Source organism: Labrenzia sp. VG12, from assembly GCF_002237595.1.
In the GTDB taxonomy this organism is placed as follows: domain Bacteria; phylum Pseudomonadota; class Alphaproteobacteria; order Rhizobiales; family Stappiaceae; genus Roseibium.
In genome coordinates this window covers 3209024-3226803 of record NZ_CP022529.1, presented here as the reverse complement: position 1 = coordinate 3226803, position 17780 = coordinate 3209024, and the positions used below count along the sequence as shown (strand labels likewise).

17 protein-coding genes are annotated in these 17780 nt (G+C 59.6%); 14 read left to right on the top strand and 3 right to left on the bottom strand.

Features of this window, described 5'->3' with window-relative positions; translation table 11 throughout:
* Positions 1–37: 37 nt before the first annotated feature.
* Complete coding sequence (locus CHH27_RS14950) at positions 38–1174, top strand: ABC transporter substrate-binding protein (protein ID WP_094072299.1); 1137 nt, start codon at positions 38–40, stop codon at positions 1172–1174.
* 255 nt (positions 1175–1429) lie between these two features.
* Here the strand turns inward: CHH27_RS14950 and CHH27_RS14945 are convergent, their stop codons facing one another.
* Positions 1430–2485 (bottom strand): NAD-dependent epimerase/dehydratase family protein, encoded by a 1056-nt coding sequence (locus tag CHH27_RS14945; RefSeq protein WP_094074770.1) that lies wholly within the window; start codon positions 2483–2485, stop codon positions 1430–1432.
* 524 nt (positions 2486–3009) lie between these two features.
* Here CHH27_RS14945 and CHH27_RS14940 point away from each other — a divergent pair.
* The 13 genes from CHH27_RS14940 to CHH27_RS14880 all read left to right on the top strand — a co-directional run bounded on the left by CHH27_RS14940 (position 3010) and on the right by CHH27_RS14880 (position 16140).
* Entirely contained in the window at positions 3010–4749 is a 1740-nt protein-coding gene (locus tag CHH27_RS14940; protein WP_094074769.1) for an ABC transporter substrate-binding protein, read from the top strand.
* A gap of 126 nt (positions 4750–4875) precedes the next feature.
* On the top strand, positions 4876–5940 hold the full coding sequence (locus CHH27_RS14935; protein ID WP_094072298.1) for an ABC transporter ATP-binding protein: 1065 nt from the start codon (positions 4876–4878) through the stop codon (positions 5938–5940).
* Positions 5941–5951: 11 nt separating this feature from the next.
* On the top strand, positions 5952–7040 hold the full coding sequence (locus CHH27_RS14930) for an ABC transporter ATP-binding protein (RefSeq protein WP_094072297.1): 1089 nt from the start codon (positions 5952–5954) through the stop codon (positions 7038–7040).
* Complete coding sequence (locus CHH27_RS14925) at positions 7037–7906, top strand: carbohydrate ABC transporter permease (RefSeq protein ID WP_208988965.1); 870 nt, start codon at positions 7037–7039, stop codon at positions 7904–7906. The genes CHH27_RS14930 and CHH27_RS14925 overlap by 4 nt, the downstream gene beginning before the upstream one ends.
* Positions 7907–7917: 11 nt before the next feature.
* A complete protein-coding gene (locus CHH27_RS14920; RefSeq protein ID WP_094072295.1) occupies positions 7918–8715 on the top strand; it encodes a carbohydrate ABC transporter permease in 798 nt (265 codons plus the stop codon).
* Complete coding sequence (locus tag CHH27_RS14915) at positions 8715–8993, top strand: DUF2160 domain-containing protein (protein ID WP_094072294.1); 279 nt, start codon at positions 8715–8717, stop codon at positions 8991–8993. Before CHH27_RS14920 ends, CHH27_RS14915 begins: the two co-directional genes overlap by 1 nt.
* A gap of 134 nt (positions 8994–9127) precedes the next feature.
* A complete protein-coding gene (locus CHH27_RS14910; RefSeq protein ID WP_094072293.1) occupies positions 9128–9523 on the top strand; it encodes a BlaI/MecI/CopY family transcriptional regulator in 396 nt (131 codons plus the stop codon).
* Positions 9510–10697, top strand: a complete 1188-nt coding sequence (locus CHH27_RS14905) for a M56 family metallopeptidase (RefSeq protein WP_094072292.1) — start codon at positions 9510–9512, stop codon at positions 10695–10697. Before CHH27_RS14910 ends, CHH27_RS14905 begins: the two co-directional genes overlap by 14 nt.
* 320 nt (positions 10698–11017) lie before the next feature.
* The gene (locus CHH27_RS14900; protein WP_208988235.1) at positions 11018–12913 is read left to right on the top strand and encodes an NAD(P)H-dependent oxidoreductase subunit E; all 1896 of its coding nucleotides are present in this window, start codon (positions 11018–11020) and stop codon (positions 12911–12913) included.
* Complete coding sequence (locus CHH27_RS14895; RefSeq protein ID WP_094072291.1) at positions 12910–13638, top strand: 2Fe-2S iron-sulfur cluster-binding protein; 729 nt, start codon at positions 12910–12912, stop codon at positions 13636–13638. Before CHH27_RS14900 ends, CHH27_RS14895 begins: the two co-directional genes overlap by 4 nt.
* Positions 13635–14204: an NADP oxidoreductase gene (locus CHH27_RS14890; protein WP_094072290.1), complete on the top strand. Its 570-nt coding sequence runs from the start codon at positions 13635–13637 to the stop codon at positions 14202–14204. Before CHH27_RS14895 ends, CHH27_RS14890 begins: the two co-directional genes overlap by 4 nt.
* 14 nt (positions 14205–14218) lie before the next feature.
* Positions 14219–15661 carry a Ni/Fe hydrogenase subunit alpha gene (locus tag CHH27_RS14885; protein ID WP_094072289.1) on the top strand — a complete coding sequence of 481 codons (1443 nt, stop codon included), beginning with the start codon at positions 14219–14221 and terminating at the stop codon, positions 15659–15661.
* Positions 15662–15681: 20 nt separating this feature from the next.
* Positions 15682–16140, top strand: a complete 459-nt coding sequence (locus tag CHH27_RS14880) for a hydrogenase maturation protease (RefSeq protein ID WP_157738944.1) — start codon at positions 15682–15684, stop codon at positions 16138–16140.
* A 13-nt stretch (positions 16141–16153) separates the two neighbouring features.
* On the opposite strand, the gene CHH27_RS14875 is transcribed toward CHH27_RS14880, so the two are convergent.
* Positions 16154–16429: an amphi-Trp domain-containing protein gene (locus CHH27_RS14875; RefSeq protein WP_094072287.1), complete on the bottom strand. Its 276-nt coding sequence runs from the start codon at positions 16427–16429 to the stop codon at positions 16154–16156.
* Positions 16426–17778: a metallophosphoesterase gene (locus CHH27_RS14870; protein WP_094072286.1), complete on the bottom strand. Its 1353-nt coding sequence runs from the start codon at positions 17776–17778 to the stop codon at positions 16426–16428. Before CHH27_RS14870 ends, CHH27_RS14875 begins: the two co-directional genes overlap by 4 nt.
* Positions 17779–17780: the final 2 nt, after the last annotated feature.

Sequence of the window (17780 nt, the reverse complement as noted above, 5' to 3'; positions counted from 1 at the left end):
GAAGGCTCGACGGGATTGTTAAGAGAGGGGATTTCCAATGTTCAAACAACTCGCTGCGGCGGCAAGCGTGCTCGCCCTTGTGACGGGCAGCGCGCTGGCCGAACCGGTCAAGGTCGGCATGATCACCACGCTCTCCGGTGGTGGCGCCGGTCTCGGCATCGATGTGCGCGATGGTTTTCTGCTGGCGGTAAAACAGGCCGGCAACACCGACCTGGAAGTGATCGTCGAAGACGACCAGCGCAAGCCGGATATTGCCGTCCAGCTCGCCGACAAGATGGTGCAGTCGGAAAAGGTCGATGTCCTGACCGGCATCATCTGGTCGAACCTGGCGATGGCCGTGGTGCCGTCGGTCACCGCGCAGGGCAAGTTCTATCTTTCGCCCAATGCCGGCCCCTCCGCGCTGGCGGGCAAGGGCTGTCATCCGAACTATTTCAATGTGGCCTGGCAGAACGACAACCTGCATGAGGCCGCCGGTGCTTATGCCAAGGACACCGGCTACAAGAACAGCTTCATCCTGGCGCCGAATTATCCGGCCGGCAAGGATGCCCTGACCGGTTACAAGCGGTTCTACGGTGGCGATCTCGCCGGCGAAATCTACACCAAGCTTGGACAGACGGATTATGCAGCTGAACTTGCGCAGATCCGTGCGTCGGGTGCCGACAGCGTCTTCTTCTTCCTGCCGGGTGGCATGGGCATTTCCTTCCTGAAGCAATATGCCGACAGCGGCATTGATCTTCCGGTGGTCGGCCCGGCCTTTTCCTTCGACCAGGGCATCCTGCAGGCTGTCGGTGATGCAGCGCTCGGCGTGAAAAACACCAGCCAGTGGAACAAGGATCTCGACAACGACGCCAACAAGGCCTTCGTTGAAGCGTTCCAGGCCGAATATGGCCGTCTGCCGTCGCTTTATGCCTCGCAGGGCTACGACACGGCCAACCTGCTGCTGTCTGCGATGGCCAAGGCGGATGTGAAGGATGCTGATGCCTTCCGGGCAGCTTTGAAAGAAGCAGATTTCGCCTCCACGCGTGGTGATTTCAGCTTTGGTCCGAACCATCACCCGGTCCAGGACATTTATGTGCGTGAAGTGATCAAGGAAGGTGACGTCTACACCAACAAGATCATTGCCACCGGTCTGACCGGTCACTCGGATGCCTATGCGGCTGAGTGCAAGATGTAGGTCTTGCCGAAAGCGATCTTGAAGAACGGGAGGCGCGGCCGGAAGGCCGCGCCTTTTTTATGGATCCGGAATATCCTCGGATTGGGTCACCGCGAATCCACCCCGACCTAGCCTCCGTCATTGCGGGGCTTGCCCCTGCAATCCATGCCGTGGCGGTGCCGCAAGCAAGGTCGTGCAATCGGAAACGGAACGGCATGGATCCCATGGTCTAGCCATGGGATGACGAACACGAGGGGGCAGCGGATTTTGGTACTCTTACCTCCGAAACGCGCCCGCCTCGATCATTTGCTGGAACATGTCTTCCATGGACACCTTGAACGGCCGGTAGGTCACCCCGAGCACGCGTTTGCTCTTGGAGTTGTCGGCGCGCCACCTGATATCGACATTGTTGGTCACGAACTTGCGCGGAATGCCGCCGATGATCGGACCAATGGCCCAAACGACCCATTTGGGCAGGGATTTGCGCGGCACCGGGTAGCGGTCGCCATATTTTTCAATCAGCGACTTTCCGAGTTCCAGCAGGTTGGTGTTGTGGCCGGAGACAATGTGCCGGCCGTCCGCGTTTTCCAGGAAGCCCGCAGCGACATGGGCCTGGGCTAGGTCGCGCACGTCAACGACACCCAGGCCAAGTTTGGGTGCACCGGGCTTCATGGTGCCGTCGCCCATCTGGCGAACGATGTTGAAGCTCTCGGACGTTGGGTTGTCTGCAAGAGCAGGGCCAATCACCAGCGACGGGTTGACCGTCACCAGCTTGAACTGATCCTGGCCTTCGGCGATCTTCCAGGCTTCCTTCTCCGCCAGCGTCTTGGAATAGCTGTAGGGCTGATAGGCGAGGGAGGCCGTCGTGTTCCAGATGTCTTCGGTCAGAACACCGCCGGGGGCCTTCTCGCAATCGATGGCATCGGTGTAGATCGCGGCACAGGAACTGGTCACCACGACGCGTTTCACGCTTGGCGTCGCAGCTGCCGTTTCCAGCACGTTTCGTGTGCCCATGACGGCCGGGTCGATCAGTTCCTTCTGCGGGTCCTTGACATCGATCGTGAAGGGGGAGGCGGTGTGAAAGACCACCGCGCAGCCTCGCATGGCCTCTTCATAAGACCCCGGCTGAAGCAGATCCGCCTTGAAGAACCGGAGGGAGCCGGGCGTTTCATCCGCGATCCTGGTCAGGTGAGCCAGTTTGTCTGTGGCGTCCGGATTGCGCACGGTGGCATGGACGGTGATGCCGGCTTCCAGAAGGTCTTTCACCAGCCACCCGGCGACATAACCCGTGGCGCCCGTGACGAGAACCGGTGCATCGGTTAAAATCTTCATGATCATCTTGCTCCTGTCGCAACGCCGCTCCGGGTCGCCTCTTTCAGATACAGGCTTGGACAGACCGGTCAACGTTCTGATTGTTCCTGACCGATACCTAGTCAGGCTTGTGGCGCGCATCAAAGCGGATGGCGCCATTGCACTTGCAGATCGCGCCAAATAGCGAGGCGATCTCATTCTGTTGCGCTGCAGTATTTGTGACTGATTTTCGTTTTGCACTGCAAAACGAAGCCAAATAGAAGTCAATTTGCATTTCAAATGAAAGAGTCGAAACCTGATTTCTGACTCCCTATCCTGTCAAATTTGTGCCACACTGAAGATGCTCAGGCGCTCAGATGACACTGAGATGACAGCTGATCATCCTAGATCGCATCTGAAAAAAGAAATAAAAATCAATAATATAAGACTCCTTTTGGCAGAGTCTGAAATCTACTAAAAAATTAGTTTGACATCATGGCGAGGCTGTGACTTTTTATCCGTAGCCGGATAGTCACGGCGAAATTATCTCACGGGAGGAGATGCAGATGCGTAAGTATCTACTCTCCGCAGTCGCAGCTGGTGCTGTGCTTGCGGGAGCAGGGTCCGCTTTTGCTGACGAAGCAGCGGCCAAAAAATGGATCGACCAGGAATTCCAGCCGTCCGTGCTGACCAAGGATGAGCAACTTGCAGAAATGCAGTGGTTCATCAATGCAGCACAGCCGTTCTCTGGAATGGAGATCAATGTTCTTTCCGAAGGCATTCCGACACACTCCTACGAGTCGGAAGTCCTGACCAAGGCCTTCGAAGAAATCACCGGTATCAAGGTCAACCACCAGATCCTCGGCGAGGGTGAAGTGGTGCAGGCCGTGCAGACCCAGATGCAGACCGGCCGGAACCTCTATGACGCCTATGTCAACGATTCCGACCTGATCGGCACCCATTCCCGTCTGCAGCTGGCCTACAACCTGACCGACTGGATGGAAGGCGCAGCCAAGGATGTCACCAACCCGGGTCTCGACCTCGGCGACTTCATGGGCACGCAGTTCACCACCGGCCCGGATGGTGACCTTTACCAGCTGCCCGATCAGCAGTTCGCGAACCTCTACTGGTTCCGCAAGGACTGGTTCGATCGCGAAGACCTGAAGACGGCCTTCAAGGAGAAATACGGCTACGACCTCGGCGTTCCGGTCAACTGGTCCGCTTATGAAGACATTGCCGAGTTCTTCTCCAAGGACGTCAAGGAAATCGACGGTGTCGCAATCTATGGTCACATGGATTACGGCAAGCGCGCACCGGATCTCGGCTGGCGCATGACCGATGCCTGGCTCTCCATGGCAGGTGCCGGCGACAAGGGTGAGCCGAACGGCATCCCGGTCGACGAATGGGGCATCCGCATGGAAGAAGGCACCTGTAACCCGGTAGGCGCTTCTGTCTCCCGCGGTGGTGCCGCCAACGGCCCGGCTGCCGTCTACGCGATCCGCAAATGGGACGAGTGGCTGCGCAACTACGCGCCTCCGGGTGCTGCCAGCTTCGACTTCTACCAGTCTCTGCCGGCGCTCAGCCAGGGCAACGTTGCCCAGCAGATCTTCTGGTACACCGCGTTCACCGCGGACATGGTGAAGCCGAAGTCGGAAGGCAACAACACCGTGGATGACGAAGGCACGCCGCTGTGGCGCATGGCTCCGTCCCCGCATGGTCCTTACTGGGAAGAAGGCCAGAAGGTCGGTTACCAGGACGTGGGTTCCTGGACCATCCTGAAGTCCACCCCGGAAGATCGTGCGAAAGCGGCCTGGCTCTATGCTCAGTTCGTGGTCTCCAAGACCGTCGACACCAAGAAGAGCCACGTTGGTCTGACCTTCATTCGTGACAGTACCGTCAACCACGAGTCCTTCACCGAGCGTGCAGGTAAACTCGGCGGCCTGGTCGAGTTCTACCGCTCGCCTGACCGCGTGGCCTGGTCCCCGACCGGCGTCAACGTTCCGGACTATCCGAAGCTGGCCCAGATCTGGTGGCAGCAGATCGGTGACGTGAACTCCGGCGCCTTCACGCCGCAGGAAGCGATGGATCGTCTGGCTGAAGAAATGGACATCGTCATGGCCCGCATGCAGCAGGCTGACGAACGCGCCAACGTCTACGGTGGCTGCGGTCCGCGTCTGAACGAAGAGTCCGATCCTCAGGAGTGGCTGAACAAGCCGGGTGCTCCGAAGGCCAAGCTCGACAACGAGAAGCCGCAGGGCGAGACCGTCAACTACGACGATCTGGTTGCGCGCTGGTCGCAAAACTAAGCCTTGAGCTGACCAAACCAACTGGACCGGGGCAATGTCCCCGGTCCTTCACCGATCCGAAAGTGACGGGCCGCGACCGCACAAAGGTTGCCTGATACGCCCAGTCCGGACGCGGGCAAGAACACAATGTCTCTAGAACTTAAAAACGTCAGCAAGCGCGTTGCAGGCATCACGCATGTCAAGGAAACGAGCCTGACGCTCCAACCCGGCCACTTCAATGTTCTCCTCGGAGAAACCGGCTCGGGCAAAACCTCGCTGATCAAGCTGATGGCCGGTCTCGACAGCCTGGCCTCCGGGCAGATCATCCTCAATGGCAAGGATGTGTCCCGCCTGTCGGCGCAAAAGCGCAACATCAGCCTGGTGCACCAGTTTTTCGTCAACTACCCGCATATGTCGGTCTATGACAACATCGCCTCGCCGCTGAAAGTCGCGGGTGTTGCCAAGTCGGAGATCGATGGCCGGGTGGAAGAAGCTGCGGCGATCCTGAAGCTGAAGCCTTATCTGAGCCGCAAACCGAACGAGCTCTCTGGCGGTCAGCAACAGCGCACGGCGCTCGCCCGCGCGATCGTCAAGGAAAGCGATGCGGTGTTCCTCGACGAGCCGCTGGCCAACCTCGATTACAAGCTGCGCGAAGAATTGCGCGATCAGCTTCCAGAACTCTTTGCCGGCCGCGGTGCCGTCGTGGTCTACGCCACCTCCGAGCCGGAAGAAGCACTGCTGCTGGGCGGTCACACGGCACTGATGACCGATGGCAACGTGGTTCAGTTCGGCCCGACCGCCGACATCTACCGCCAGCCGAAGGACCTGGATGCGGCCAAGGTGTTCTCCAACCCGCCGATCAATACGGCACCGGTGAACAAGCAGGGCGACACCATTATCCTGACGGACGACATTCGCTGGAAGGCATCGGATGCAGTCGCCAGCCTGCGCGACGGCCCCTACACATTGGCGATCCGGCCGCACCATGTGATGCCGGTGGAAAGTGAACATCACAGCGTGCGCCTTGAGGGCCACGTGCAGGTGACCGAACTCAGCGGCTCGGAAAGCAGCGCCCATTTCGACATGCACGGCCAGTCCTGGGTGTCGCTGTCACCGGGTGTGCATCCCTATTTTGTCGGCGAGGTCCATACCTTCTATCTGGACCCGAGCCATTGTTTCTTCTTTGCGCCCAATGGCGACCTGGCGGCCTGAGGAGATAAGTCATGGCACAAATCAAACTCTCCAATCTGCGCCACAGCTATCGCCCGGATCCCCAGAGCGATGCCGACTATGCGCTGAAAAAGATCGACCTGACCTGGGACGATGGCGGGGCCTACGCGCTGCTCGGACCGTCCGGCTGCGGGAAGTCCACGCTCCTCAACATCATATCGGGCCTGCTGGTGCCGTCGGAAGGCAAGATCTTGTTCGACGATCAGGATGTGACCGACCTGCCGCCGGCCAAGCGCAACATTGCGCAGGTGTTCCAGTTCCCGGTCATCTACGACACGATGACGGTTTACGACAATCTGGCCTTCCCGCTGCGTAACCGCGGCCGGGATGAGGACATCGTCAAGCAGCGTGTCATGGCGATCGCGGAAATGCTGGAAGTCGAGAGCATGCTGGGAACGCGGGCGGCCAATCTGTCGCCCGACAACAAGCAGAAGATCTCCATGGGCCGCGGCCTCGTCCGCCAGGACGTCAATGTCGTCATGTTCGACGAGCCGCTCACCGTGATCGACCCGCATCTGAAGTGGAAGCTCCGTTCCAAGCTGAAAGAGCTGCATCAGCGGGTCAAGGCGACGATGATCTACGTGACGCACGACCAGACCGAAGCGCTTACCTTTGCCGATCAGGTGGTGGTGATGCAGGACGGCGAGATCGTGCAGATCGGCACACCGGTCGAATTGTTCGAACGTCCCGCACACACGTTTGTCGGTCACTTCATCGGCTCACCGGGCATGAATGTCCTGCCGTGCGACGTGAAAGGTGGCGCTGCCTTCTTCGGCGGTGAGAAAGTCGATCTGGAAGGCGCTGTTAAATGCTCCGGCGACGGCTCAGCCGAGATCGGCATCCGTCCGGAATTCGTCTCGATCGCGTCCAATGGCTCCGGCGTTTCGGCAACGGTGCGCAAGGTCTCCGACATCGGCCGCCACAAGGTGGTCGAGGCCGTTGCACATGACCAGCGCATCCACGCGATCCTGGAAGGCGAAGCGCCCAATCAGGGCGACGCCGTCAAGCTCGACTTCAAACAATCCCAGACCCGTCTTTACAAGGACGGCTGGCTGGCAAGCACGCCGGGAGGGGGTGCCTGATGAAAACGCAAAACCAACGCGCCTGGCTGTTCGTCCTGCCGGTGCTTCTTCTGGTCGCCTTCAACGCGCTCATCCCGATGATGACCGTGGTGAACTACTCGGTCCAGGAAACCTTCGGCGACAACCTGTTCTTCTGGGAAGGCCTTGGCTGGTTCGAGCAGATCCTGCGCTCCGAACGCTTCCATGCGGCCCTCGGACGCCAGCTCTTCTTCACAGTGATGATCCTGATCATCGAGGTGCCGCTCGGCGTCGCCATCGCGCTCGCCATGCCCAAGAAGGGCTTCTGGGTGCCGTTCTGCCTGATCACCATGGCTTTGCCGATGCTGATCCCGTGGAACGTGGTCGGCGCCATGTGGAACATTTTCACCCTGCCGGATATCGGGCTTCTGGGTTACTTCATGAACCACACTCTGGGCATTTCCTATGACATGACCCAGGACCCGGTGGCCGCCTGGGTGACCATCATCGTCATGGATGTCTGGCACTGGACGTCGCTGGTGGTATTGCTTGCCTATGCCGGTCTCGTCTCGATCCCGAACGCCTATTATCAGGCGGCGGAAATCGACGGCGCGTCCAACTGGGCGGTGTTCCGCTTCATCCAGCTGCCGAAGATGAAAACGGTACTGACCATTGCCGTGCTGCTGCGCTTCATGGACAGCTTCAACATCTACACCGAACCGTTCGTCCTGACCGGTGGCGGGCCCGGCAACTCCACGACGTTGCTCTCGATCGACCTTGTGAAGATTGCCCTTGGTCAGTTCGACCTTGGTCCGGCAGCCGCCATGTCCCTCATCTACTTCGCCATCACGCTGTTCGCCTCCTGGCTGTTCTACACGCTGATGACGATGAACGATAACAAGTCCTGAGGAGACCTATCATGCGACTGAAAAGCCTGGTCCCCATCCTCTATATTCTCTTCCTGATGCTGCCGATCTACTGGCTCGTCGCGATGAGTTTCAAGACCACCAACGAGATCCTGTCCGGGTTCACCCTGTTCCCGCAGACATGGACCTTCGACAACTACATCGAGATTTTCACGGACCCGACCTGGTATTGGGGCTACATCAACTCGATCATCTACGTGACCATCAACACGGTGATTTCGATCACCGTGGCCCTGCCGGCGGCTTATGCCTTCTCCCGCTTCTCCTTTGTGGGCGACAAGCATCTGTTCTTCTGGCTTCTGACCAACCGCATGGCGCCGGCCGCCGTCTTCGCGCTGCCGTTCTTCCAGCTCTATTCGGCTGTGGGCCTGTTCGACACGCACCTGGCCGTCGCCCTCGCGCACTGTCTCTTCAACGTGCCGCTGGCGGTCTGGATCCTGGAAGGGTTCATGAGTGGTGTGCCGAAGGAACTGGACGAGACCGCCTATGTGGATGGCTATTCCTTCCCGCGGTTCTTCATGACCATCTTCCTGCCGGCCATCAAGTCCGGCGTCGGGGTCGCCGCGTTCTTCTGCTTCATGTTCTCCTGGGTGGAAATGCTGCTCTCCAAGACCCTGACAGCTGTTGAAGCCAAACCCATTGCCGCCGTGATGACCCGGACCGCTTCCTCCGCGGGCTATGAACTCGGGCTACTGGCGGCCGCCGGGACCCTGACCATCATTCCCGGCGCCATCGTCATCTACTTTGTCCGTAACTACATTGCCAAGGGCTTTGCCCTGGGGAGGGTCTGATGCTGGGATGGATGGCCTGGACCTGGCCGACAGCACTTCTGTTCGTCGGCATCTTTTCCGCGATCGGTTTCCTGACCGTGGTGGAACTCAAATATCCCGGTGGGCATGCCCGCAAGGGTGTCCTGGGACTGGAAACGACCCGCGGCGACCGCCTGTTCATGACCCTTCTGGGCACGGCCTATATCTTCCTGGCCTGGCTCGGTCTGATGGGTGAACCGCTCTGGTGGCCGCTGGCGATCAGCATCGGCTGGGGAGCATTCTGTTTCTGGAAAGTCTGACCACATGCCGCGCTCCGGGATTTTCGGAGCGCGGCATCACCGTTTGCCAACTAAAGGAATAGTAATTTTCGCTGATCTGGTGCATGAATAGATGTCGCTAGCCAAATCCATTCCGAGACGAGCACAAGATTGTAATGAGAAAGCGTAAGAGCAACGAGTTTTTGACCGAAGTCGAACTGGAGTTCATGACCGAACTCTGGAAGCTCGGCGAAGGCTCCGTGCGGGATATCCTGGCAAACCTGCCACCCGAGCGCAAACTCGCCTACACATCCTGTGCCACCATCATGCGGATCCTGGATGAAAAGGGCTTTGTGGACAGCCGGAAAGAAGGCAAGACATTCATCTATTCCCCCCGGCTGACGCGCGACACCTACCAGTCCCGTTCTCTCAGAAACCTGTCGGACAAACTGTTTGACGGCACGCCAGCCTCGCTGGTGGCCCGTCTGGTCGACGAATACGAACTATCGGGAGACGATCTGGAGGAAATCAGAGCGTTGCTGGACAGGAGGAGGACAGATGACGCTACTTAACCAGGTCTTCGATGTTTACATCGATCTGAACATCACGCTGGCCATGACCGCGCTGGTCTGGCTGAGCGCCAAGCTTCTGATGGCCCGTTTCGGAAACAAGCTCGATTTCAATATCCAGCTTGGCCTCCTGAACGGGCTGTTTGCCCTTATCCTGCTGTCTCCGCTTGCCGTGATCGGTTACCAGCACCTGCAGGCTGCCGCCATGGTTCCTGCGGTACCGTCGGTCAATCTGTCCGACTACGCGGTCTCGCAATATCTGCGCGGCGGCATCGCCATTCCGGCGGAAGACTTCCAGTCCCTGCTCGGCCTGCGGGCCCGGATCAGTGAGAACATCCTGACCCTCGCGCCCGGCATCGGCATCGGTGTTGCCGTGATGCTTTTCGCAGGCTTTGCCTGGTTCGCCGGCAAGCTGGTGCTCGGCTTCATGCGCCTCAACCGTCTTCTTGACGCCTGCCACACCTGGCGGCGCCAGGGCCGGGTTCACCTGCTTTTGTCCGACCATGCACTGGTGCCGTTTTCCGCGCGAGGCCTGTTCAACCACTATGTGGTGGTGCCGACAGAACTGCTGGCGGAACCTGAGGACCTGAAACTGGTGCTGAAGCACGAGTTCCAGCATCTGCGTCAGGGCGATGTGACGTGGGAGATCGGCCTTGAGATGCTGCGGCCTTTGTTCTTCTGGAACCCGTTCTTCTATGTCTGGAAGTCGGAAGTGGAGCGTCTTCGCGAGCTCGCCTGTGACCAGAAGGTCGCCGAGCATGCCCAGGTGGATCTCAAGTCCTATTGCATGTGCCTGCTCCGCGCCGCCCAGGCCGGTCTTAAGAAGCGCCAGACCCTCATTGCGCAGGGGCGGGCTGTCGGCGTGGCCGCCGTGGCGCTGCTGGAAGTCCAGGACCGTTTGCTGCGCCGATCACCGGCGCAGAAGCTGCGCCGCCGTGTGGAGGCTCTTCTGGAAACCAACCGCATCCGTCCTCACTGGGGCCTGGTCGGCGTGGCGGTTCTGCCGATGATTGCACTGATCTTCCTGACCTCGCTGTCTTTGCAAAAGCCGGCTGACTGGAGCCATGATCGCCTGATGCTGTCGACGATCATCAATCTGGAACGCCTGGAAGTCCGCAACGACACGATGGCTCAGCTTGAATCCGTCAACACGTTTGGACAGCGCCCCTTGCGCTGACGACACAGCACATTCTTCCGGGCGCCGCGGCGCCCGGTTTCATGTTGAGACCCCTTTGCCGCCTTCGCGTTTTTTGCGTTTCTTTTAAGTGTTTCAGAGACAGGTGCAGACCTCCGGTACCCGAACTGACAACGTTTCCGGACATCCTTTTGCTGCCCCTATTTTGCGCAGCTTGATCTGTCTCAAAGACCTTTTGCCGCATCTTTGGGAGCGTGGCCCCACTGAGATTTTTCACGAGTGGTGCGGCGCGTTTTCAATTTTTGCCAACGAACCGCTGCTCCATTCAAATCGATTTAGCTCCGGTAAATCCCGGACAAATCATGAGGGAGATCACCATGCAGAACGGTCACGAGACCGGAAATGGTGTTGCCGCGCCGGCCTGCAACGTTGCGCCGGTGCCGGAAGGAGAAATCGAAGCCATCTGTGCGGCCTTCGGCAACGACAAGCATCGCATGCTGGATATCCTGCGCGAAGTTCAGGACCGGTATCGGTGCATCGCTCCCTCGACCATGGACCGGGTGGCTGCAGCAACCGATCTGACGCGGATCGAGGTCGAGGGCGTCGCCAGTTTCTATTCGTTCCTGTCCCTGACCCCGAAAGGCAGGGTCACGATCCGGCTGTGTGACGATATCGTCGACCGTTACACCGGCCTTGAAGCGGTCACCGCCGTCTTTGAAGACGTCCTTGGCATCAAGCTCGGGGAAACCTCTTCCGACGGCGCCTTTTCGCTGGAAGTCACGCCCTGTATCGGCATGTGCGATCAGGCGCCAGCCGCGATGATCAACGACATCATCCTGACCAGGCTGACACCTGAGACGGCCCGGTCTGCCGCCGAGGCGCTCAAGGCCGGGCGTCCGGCAGAGCATCTTGTCAGCGAGCGGTTTGCCTCCCTGACACCGCATGAGCGGGCCCTGCACATGGTGGACAACAACATCCGTCATGCCGGCGAAGTGTTGCTCGGACCGGTTCCCGAGGAGGCTGGCCTCAACAACGCGATGTCCATGACACCGACGCAGATCATTACGGCGGTGGAAGAAAGCGGTCTCAGGGGCTGTGGAGGTGCCGGTTTCACGACCGGTCGGAAATGGCGGTTTGCGGCCAGCGAGCGAGCCGAGAAACATTACGTGATCTGCAACGCGGACGAAGGCGAGCCGGGCACCTTCAAGGACAGGGTGCTGCTCACCGAGCGGCCGCATCTGCTGATCGAAGGCATGACCATTGCCGCGCGGGCCGTGGGCGCCCGCCACGGCATACTTTATCTGCGCGGTGAGTATGTCTATCTGCGCGAGCTTCTGGAGCAGGTGCTGGAAGACCGGCGTCGCCGCGGTTTGCTGGGCGAGGGCATCCTGGGTGTCAAAGGCTTTGACTTCGACATTCGCCTGCAGCTCGGCGCCGGCGCTTACATCTGCGGTGAGGAGGGTGCACTTATCAGTTCCTGCGAAGGGCTGCCGGGCGAGCCCAAGACCCGGCCTCCTTTCCCGGTCAACCGGGGCTATCTCGGCTATCCGACCGTGGTCAACAATGTGGAGACATTCTGCCACGCCGCGCGCATCCTGGATCGCGGCGCCAAATGGTTCCACGACATGGGCACGGAGGGCTCTCACGGCACCAAGCTGTTTTCCATTTGTGGCGATTGCCTCAACCCGGGAATCTATGAGCTGCCCTATGGCCATACGGTCTGGGAGATGCTGGAGATGGTCGGCGCCGAGGATGCCGCAGCCGTACAAGTCGGCGGCCCGAGCGGCACCATGATCGCGCGTGACAGCTTCCACCGCAAACTCACCTTCGACGATCTGGCCACCGGTGGCGCGATCATCGTCTTCAACGGCGAACGCAACATCCTCGAGATCGTCGAGTACTACATGTCCTTCTTCGTGCATGAGAGCTGCGGCTACTGCACACCCTGCCGGGTTGGCAATGTCTTCCTGCAAAAGGCCATCCAGAAGTTCCGCAAGGGGCTCGCCAATCCGGAGGACATTGACTACCTGAAGGATCTTTCCGGGACGATCATCGAGACCAGTCGCTGCGGTCTCGGCATGACCTCGCCCAATCCGATCCTCTCCACCTTGCAGAATTTTCCGCTGGTCTATTCGGTTGTCTCCAAGCCGAGCAAGGATGGCATTCGCGATACGTTCGACATTCAGTCGGCCATCGATGGCGCACGCAAGATCGCCAAGCGCCGTTCCTACATCTTCGACAAGGATTTCACGCAATGAGCGGGACGAAGAAAGAGACGGGCTTCACCTTCACCATCGACGGGGTCGAGGTCACCGCATATGCCGGCCAGACCATCATGGAGGCAGCCGACGAGGCCGGGGTCTATATCCCGCGTCTGTGCGACCATGAAGGCCTGCGCCATCAGGGCAGCTGCCGGGTCTGCACGGTGAAGGCCGGCGGTCGCAGCGTGGCCGCCTGCACCCAGCCGGCAGCCCCCGGTCAGGCCGTTGAAAACGAGACGCCGCATCTCACCAAGATGCGCCGGGACCTGGTGGAAATGCTGTTCCATGAGGGCAATCACCTCTGCCCGATCTGCGAGGCTAGCGGCAATTGCGAATTGCAGGCCATGGCCTACCGGCTCGACATGACGGAGGCAACGAAGTTTCCGTACCTGGAACCCTGCCGGGCGCTGGATGCCTCCCATCCGGATATCGCGCTCGACACCAACCGTTGCATTAGTTGCGGGCGCTGTATCCGGGCCTCCCAGGACGTCGATGGCAAGGGGATTTTCGGCTATGTCGGCCGCGGTATTCATCGCCGTGTTGCGGTCAATGGCGAGAACCTGGCCGATACGGATGCGGCGGCTGCCGACCACGCCATGAGCGCGGAAGTCTGCCCCGTTGGCTGCATCATCCGGAAGCGGGTCGGCTTCAGTGTTCCGATCGGCGAACGCGAGTTCGACAAGGGCCTGATCGGTCACGAGATTGAGGAGAAGCGCAAATGAGCGAGCTTCCCAAGGCAAGAATCGCGACGGCCTCGCTGGCCGGCTGTTTCGGCTGCCACATGGCAATCCTCGACATCGATGAGCGGCTGATCGAACTGATGAAACTGGTTGATGTCGACCGCTCGCCGCTGACCGACAAGAAGCGGTTCACCCAGCGCTGCGACATCGGCATCATCGAGGGCGGCTGCTGTAACGAGGAAAACGTCCATGTCCTGCATGACTTCCGCCGCAATTGCGATGTCCTGATCGCCCTCGGACAGTGTGCGATCATGGGCGGCTTGCCGGCCATGCGCAACGCGATCATGCATTCCGACGCGCCGCTCAGGGAATGTCTGGACGAGGCCTATATCACCGGCAAATACATCCGCAACACCACCCACAACGTGCCCAACGACCCGGCGCTGCCGCTTTTGCTGGACGAGGTCTATCCGTGTTCGCAGGTGGTGGAGATCGACTACCAGATCCCGGGATGTGCGCCGAGCGGCGACATCATTTTCGACACGCTTGCCAAGCTCCTGACCGGAAAGTTCCGGGGCTTCGAGCGCGACATGATCAAGTTCGACTGAGGCGGGATACCGAGATGAGCGAACCCAGACTGATAGAAATTTCGCCGGTCACCCGCGTTGAGGGGCATGGCAAGGTCACCATTCACCTGAATGCCGAAAACCAGGTCGACGAGGCCCGGCTGCACATTGTCGAATTCCGCGGCTTCGAGCGGTTCATCCGTGGCCGGCTGATGTGGGAAGTGCCGGTGATCGTGCAGCGGCTTTGCGGCATCTGCCCGGTCAGCCATCACTTGGCAGCCGCCAAGGCCATGGACATGATCGCGGGCGTCGATCAGCTGACACCGACGGGCGAGAAGATGCGCCGGCTGATGCATTATGGCCAGGTGATGCAGTCGCATGTCCTGCATTTCTTTCATCTGGCTGCGCCGGATCTCTTGTTCGGCTTTGGCGCGCCGGCCGAAAAACGCAACATCTTCGAAGTGATCAAGGAACAGCCGGAGCTGGGCAAGCGCGCGGTTCTCATGCGCAAATACGGCCAGGAGATCATCGAGGCGACAGCTGGCAAGAAGATCCATGGCACCGGTGCCATTCCGGGCGGCATCAACCGCAATCTGCCGATCGAGCGGCGGGATCATTTCCTGTCGACCATCGACGAAATGATCGAGTGGTCGCTGGACGCCGTGAAACTGGCCCGGGACTACACGCTGGAACATGAAGACGTGGTTGCCGAATTCGGCTCCTTCCCGTCGAACTACATGTCGCTGGTACGCGAAAGCGACGGCGCGCTCGATCTCTATCACGGCAATCTGAGAGCGCTCAGTTCAATCGGGGACACGATCTTCGACCAGGTGTCTTATACGCGCTATCACGAGTTGATCGTCGAAGACGTACGGTCCTGGTCCTACATGAAATTCCCCTACATCACCGAGCTCGGGCCGGAGGCCGGCTGGTACAGGGTCGGGCCGCTTGCCCGGATGAACACGGCGAGCTTCATCGATACGCCGCTGGCGGACGCCGCGCACAAGGACCTGAAAGCCGTGACAAGCGGCACGCCGAACAACTCAACGCTGGCGAACCACTGGGCGCGCATGATCGAGGTGCTGCACTGTGTCGAAAAGATCCGGGAACTGCTGAATGATCCGGACCTGCAGGGTACTGATCTGATCGCCAAAGGCGACCGGCGCGAGGAAGGCATCGGTGTGATCGAGGCGCCGCGCGGCAATCTGATCCATCACTACAAGGTCGATGAGAATGACCAGGTGACCTATTGCAACCTGATCGTCTCCACGACACACAACAACGAGGGCATGAACCGGGCGGTGAAGGACGTTGCCGTCAAGCATCTCTCGGGTCAGGAGCAGATCACGGAAGGCATGCTCAACCATGTCGAGGTGGCGATCCGGGCCTATGACCCGTGTCTTTCCTGCGCGACGCATGCCCTGGGGCAGATGCCGCTGCAGGTGGAGCTGTTCGATGCGGATGGCGGTCTGGTCGACAGCCGCGCGCAATGCATCTGAGGTCACCGAGGGAGGAGCGGATGCTGCTGATCGGCTACGGGAATCCAGGACGAGGGGACGACGGGCTTGGGCCGGCCTTTTCTGAAAACATGGCTGCTCGATCTCTACCGGAGCTTGATGTCGACACCGACTACCAGCTTGTCGCCGAACATGCGCTGACGATTTCTGATCACGACCTGGTGGTCTTTGCCGACGCTGAGATCGGAGGGACCAAGGCCTATTCCTTTCGGGAGATCAGCCCCGGTGCACCGGAAGTGCTCGGCAGTCACAGCCTTGTTCCGGAAACGGTGCTGGCGCTGTGCGAGACCCTCTATGGCGCGCGCCCGAAAGCCTATGCGCTGGGCATTTCCGGTTATGAATATGGCGACGTGAAAGAGGGACTTTCCGAAAGGGCATCCGCGAACCTCGCCGATGCGGAGGCCTTTTTTCTGGACTGGCTGAAGCAACAGGCAGCTTCGAAAGTCGTTCTTCCAGCCTGACACGAAAGCTCCGTTAGCCGCCTTTCACCTTCAGCTTGCCGCTGTCCTTGGCATCGTCGTTTTCGTTGGTCCAGGTGATGCGCAGGTCGAGGCGGGACTGGTCGTCCTCGACGGTGGCTGTGACCCGCAAGGTCATCAGGCCTTTTGGTTCCAGCACGATTTCGCCGGTGTCGTCGCCAAATTCCAGTTCGCCCTTGGTGATGCCGCGTTTGACGGCGTCGAGCATTTTCTGGATCGATTTCTTGTCCTGCAGAGACTGGTGCCGGAAGCGGCCCTTGCGTTCCATCATTGCGACAATCCGTGTTGCTGTAGGATCTCAACCGGGTTGAACAGCTTGGCATGCGGGTAGTCCCGGCTGATGCCGATGATGTTGCCGTCCGGATAGATGATCGTGGCTCCCGTGCCGATACCTTCTAGACCTTCGGAACTTCTGGAATGCCGGTCAAGCGTGATGTCTGCTTCCAGGTGCAACAGACCATGCTTCGACTTCAGTTGCTGTCCGCTGTGCTGGTTGACATGACCGTGGACCAGCAGCTTGATGCCCGCCAGATGCAGGTCGTCAACCCCGGTCTCCGTCAACGGATGATCGACATCCCGGTACTTGGTGCGCATCAGGTTCGCGACCGTGCCGGAATAGAAGACGAAAGGGTCCTTGCGGCTTTCCTTCCTGAAGCGCCGATTGATATGGGCAACGCCTTTGCGGGAGATTTGCGCGGCCATCTGGTCGTCAACGCCCGCGTGAACAAAGAGCAGCGAACCGCTCTGGTGGGCCGCTTTCAGCTGCTTGAAGAACCAGGCATATCGGCCGGCTGGGTCGACGAAGAGCTCCCGGCATTTCAGCGCGGCGGCATAAAGCTCTCTGAGGGTGAGGCCGACTTCCGCCGCATGATCGGCGAACCTGTTGGTCTTCTTCTTCAGCCGTGCCATCTCCTTCTTGATGGCGGCGTCCTTCATGTAGACCGAAGCGGCCTTGGGAAACTGCTTCGTCCATTTCTTTCCCGGGATCATCAGGTCGCGGCAGGCTTTTTCGTCCGGCAGACCGGCAAGGTCCTTTTCACGGTCGACATGGCGATCGAACACTTCCTTCAACAACGGCATGACCTTCTTGCCCATGCGCACGAACATATGGGCGTTGAGTGAACCCCGTTTCACCGTCAACGCTTCCAGGCCGAGATAAAGCCGAAGATCGTGATTGCCGGCCAGAAGAACAACGTCGGCGCCGGACTTGATCAAAAAGGCCAGACTGTCGAGCAGGTCCAGATTGCTCGGTCCCTTGTCGAGGCAATCGCCGCCGATGATGAACTGGCAGCTGCGGCCAAAGGCCGTGAGATCAAAGTCAGTCAGCCCCGGTCCGGTGCGCCTGATCGCGCGGGCCGCCACCAGAGACCGCAGCAGGCTTTCGGCATCCGCGTGCAGATCGGACACGAAGACGACGGGCCTCGCTGGCCAGTCCCAGGGTCCGAGATCGTTGACTTTTGACAGGCTGTCGACAAGCTCCGGTCCCAGCGTGCTGGCGCAGGGTCTCTGCGTTTCCCGGTCCAGTGGCCATGGCACCAGGCTTTCCGGCAGATCAAGCTCGTGACCTGTGGCGCAGGTTATCGGCGGCAACAACGGGCTCAGGGACTTGGTGTTCATCATGG

Bases quoted from the DNA above. Each gene is read 5' to 3' on its own strand.
- CHH27_RS14905 (WP_094072292.1), top strand. From the start codon at position 9,510: ATGACGCTACTTAACCAGGTCTTCGATGTTTACATCGATCTGAACATC.
- CHH27_RS14930 (WP_094072297.1), top strand. From the start codon at position 5,952: ATGGCACAAATCAAACTCTCCAATCTGCGCCACAGCTATCGCCCGGAT.
- CHH27_RS14875 (WP_094072287.1), bottom strand. From the start codon at position 16,429: ATGATGGAACGCAAGGGCCGCTTCCGGCACCAGTCTCTGCAGGACAAG.
- CHH27_RS14890 (WP_094072290.1), top strand. From the start codon at position 13,635: ATGAGCGAGCTTCCCAAGGCAAGAATCGCGACGGCCTCGCTGGCCGGC.
- CHH27_RS14940 (WP_094074769.1), top strand. From the start codon at position 3,010: ATGCGTAAGTATCTACTCTCCGCAGTCGCAGCTGGTGCTGTGCTTGCG.
- CHH27_RS14900 (WP_208988235.1), top strand. From the start codon at position 11,018: ATGAGGGAGATCACCATGCAGAACGGTCACGAGACCGGAAATGGTGTT.
- CHH27_RS14945 (WP_094074770.1), bottom strand. From the start codon at position 2,485: ATGAAGATTTTAACCGATGCACCGGTTCTCGTCACGGGCGCCACGGGT.
- CHH27_RS14935 (WP_094072298.1), top strand. From the start codon at position 4,876: ATGTCTCTAGAACTTAAAAACGTCAGCAAGCGCGTTGCAGGCATCACG.
- CHH27_RS14915 (WP_094072294.1), top strand. From the start codon at position 8,715: ATGCTGGGATGGATGGCCTGGACCTGGCCGACAGCACTTCTGTTCGTC.
- CHH27_RS14870 (WP_094072286.1), bottom strand. From the start codon at position 17,778: ATGATGAACACCAAGTCCCTGAGCCCGTTGTTGCCGCCGATAACCTGC.
- CHH27_RS14910 (WP_094072293.1), top strand. From the start codon at position 9,128: ATGAGAAAGCGTAAGAGCAACGAGTTTTTGACCGAAGTCGAACTGGAG.
- CHH27_RS14950 (WP_094072299.1), top strand. From the start codon at position 38: ATGTTCAAACAACTCGCTGCGGCGGCAAGCGTGCTCGCCCTTGTGACG.
- CHH27_RS14920 (WP_094072295.1), top strand. From the start codon at position 7,918: ATGCGACTGAAAAGCCTGGTCCCCATCCTCTATATTCTCTTCCTGATG.
- CHH27_RS14885 (WP_094072289.1), top strand. From the start codon at position 14,219: ATGAGCGAACCCAGACTGATAGAAATTTCGCCGGTCACCCGCGTTGAG.
- CHH27_RS14895 (WP_094072291.1), top strand. From the start codon at position 12,910: ATGAGCGGGACGAAGAAAGAGACGGGCTTCACCTTCACCATCGACGGG.
- CHH27_RS14880 (WP_157738944.1), top strand. From the start codon at position 15,682: ATGCTGCTGATCGGCTACGGGAATCCAGGACGAGGGGACGACGGGCTT.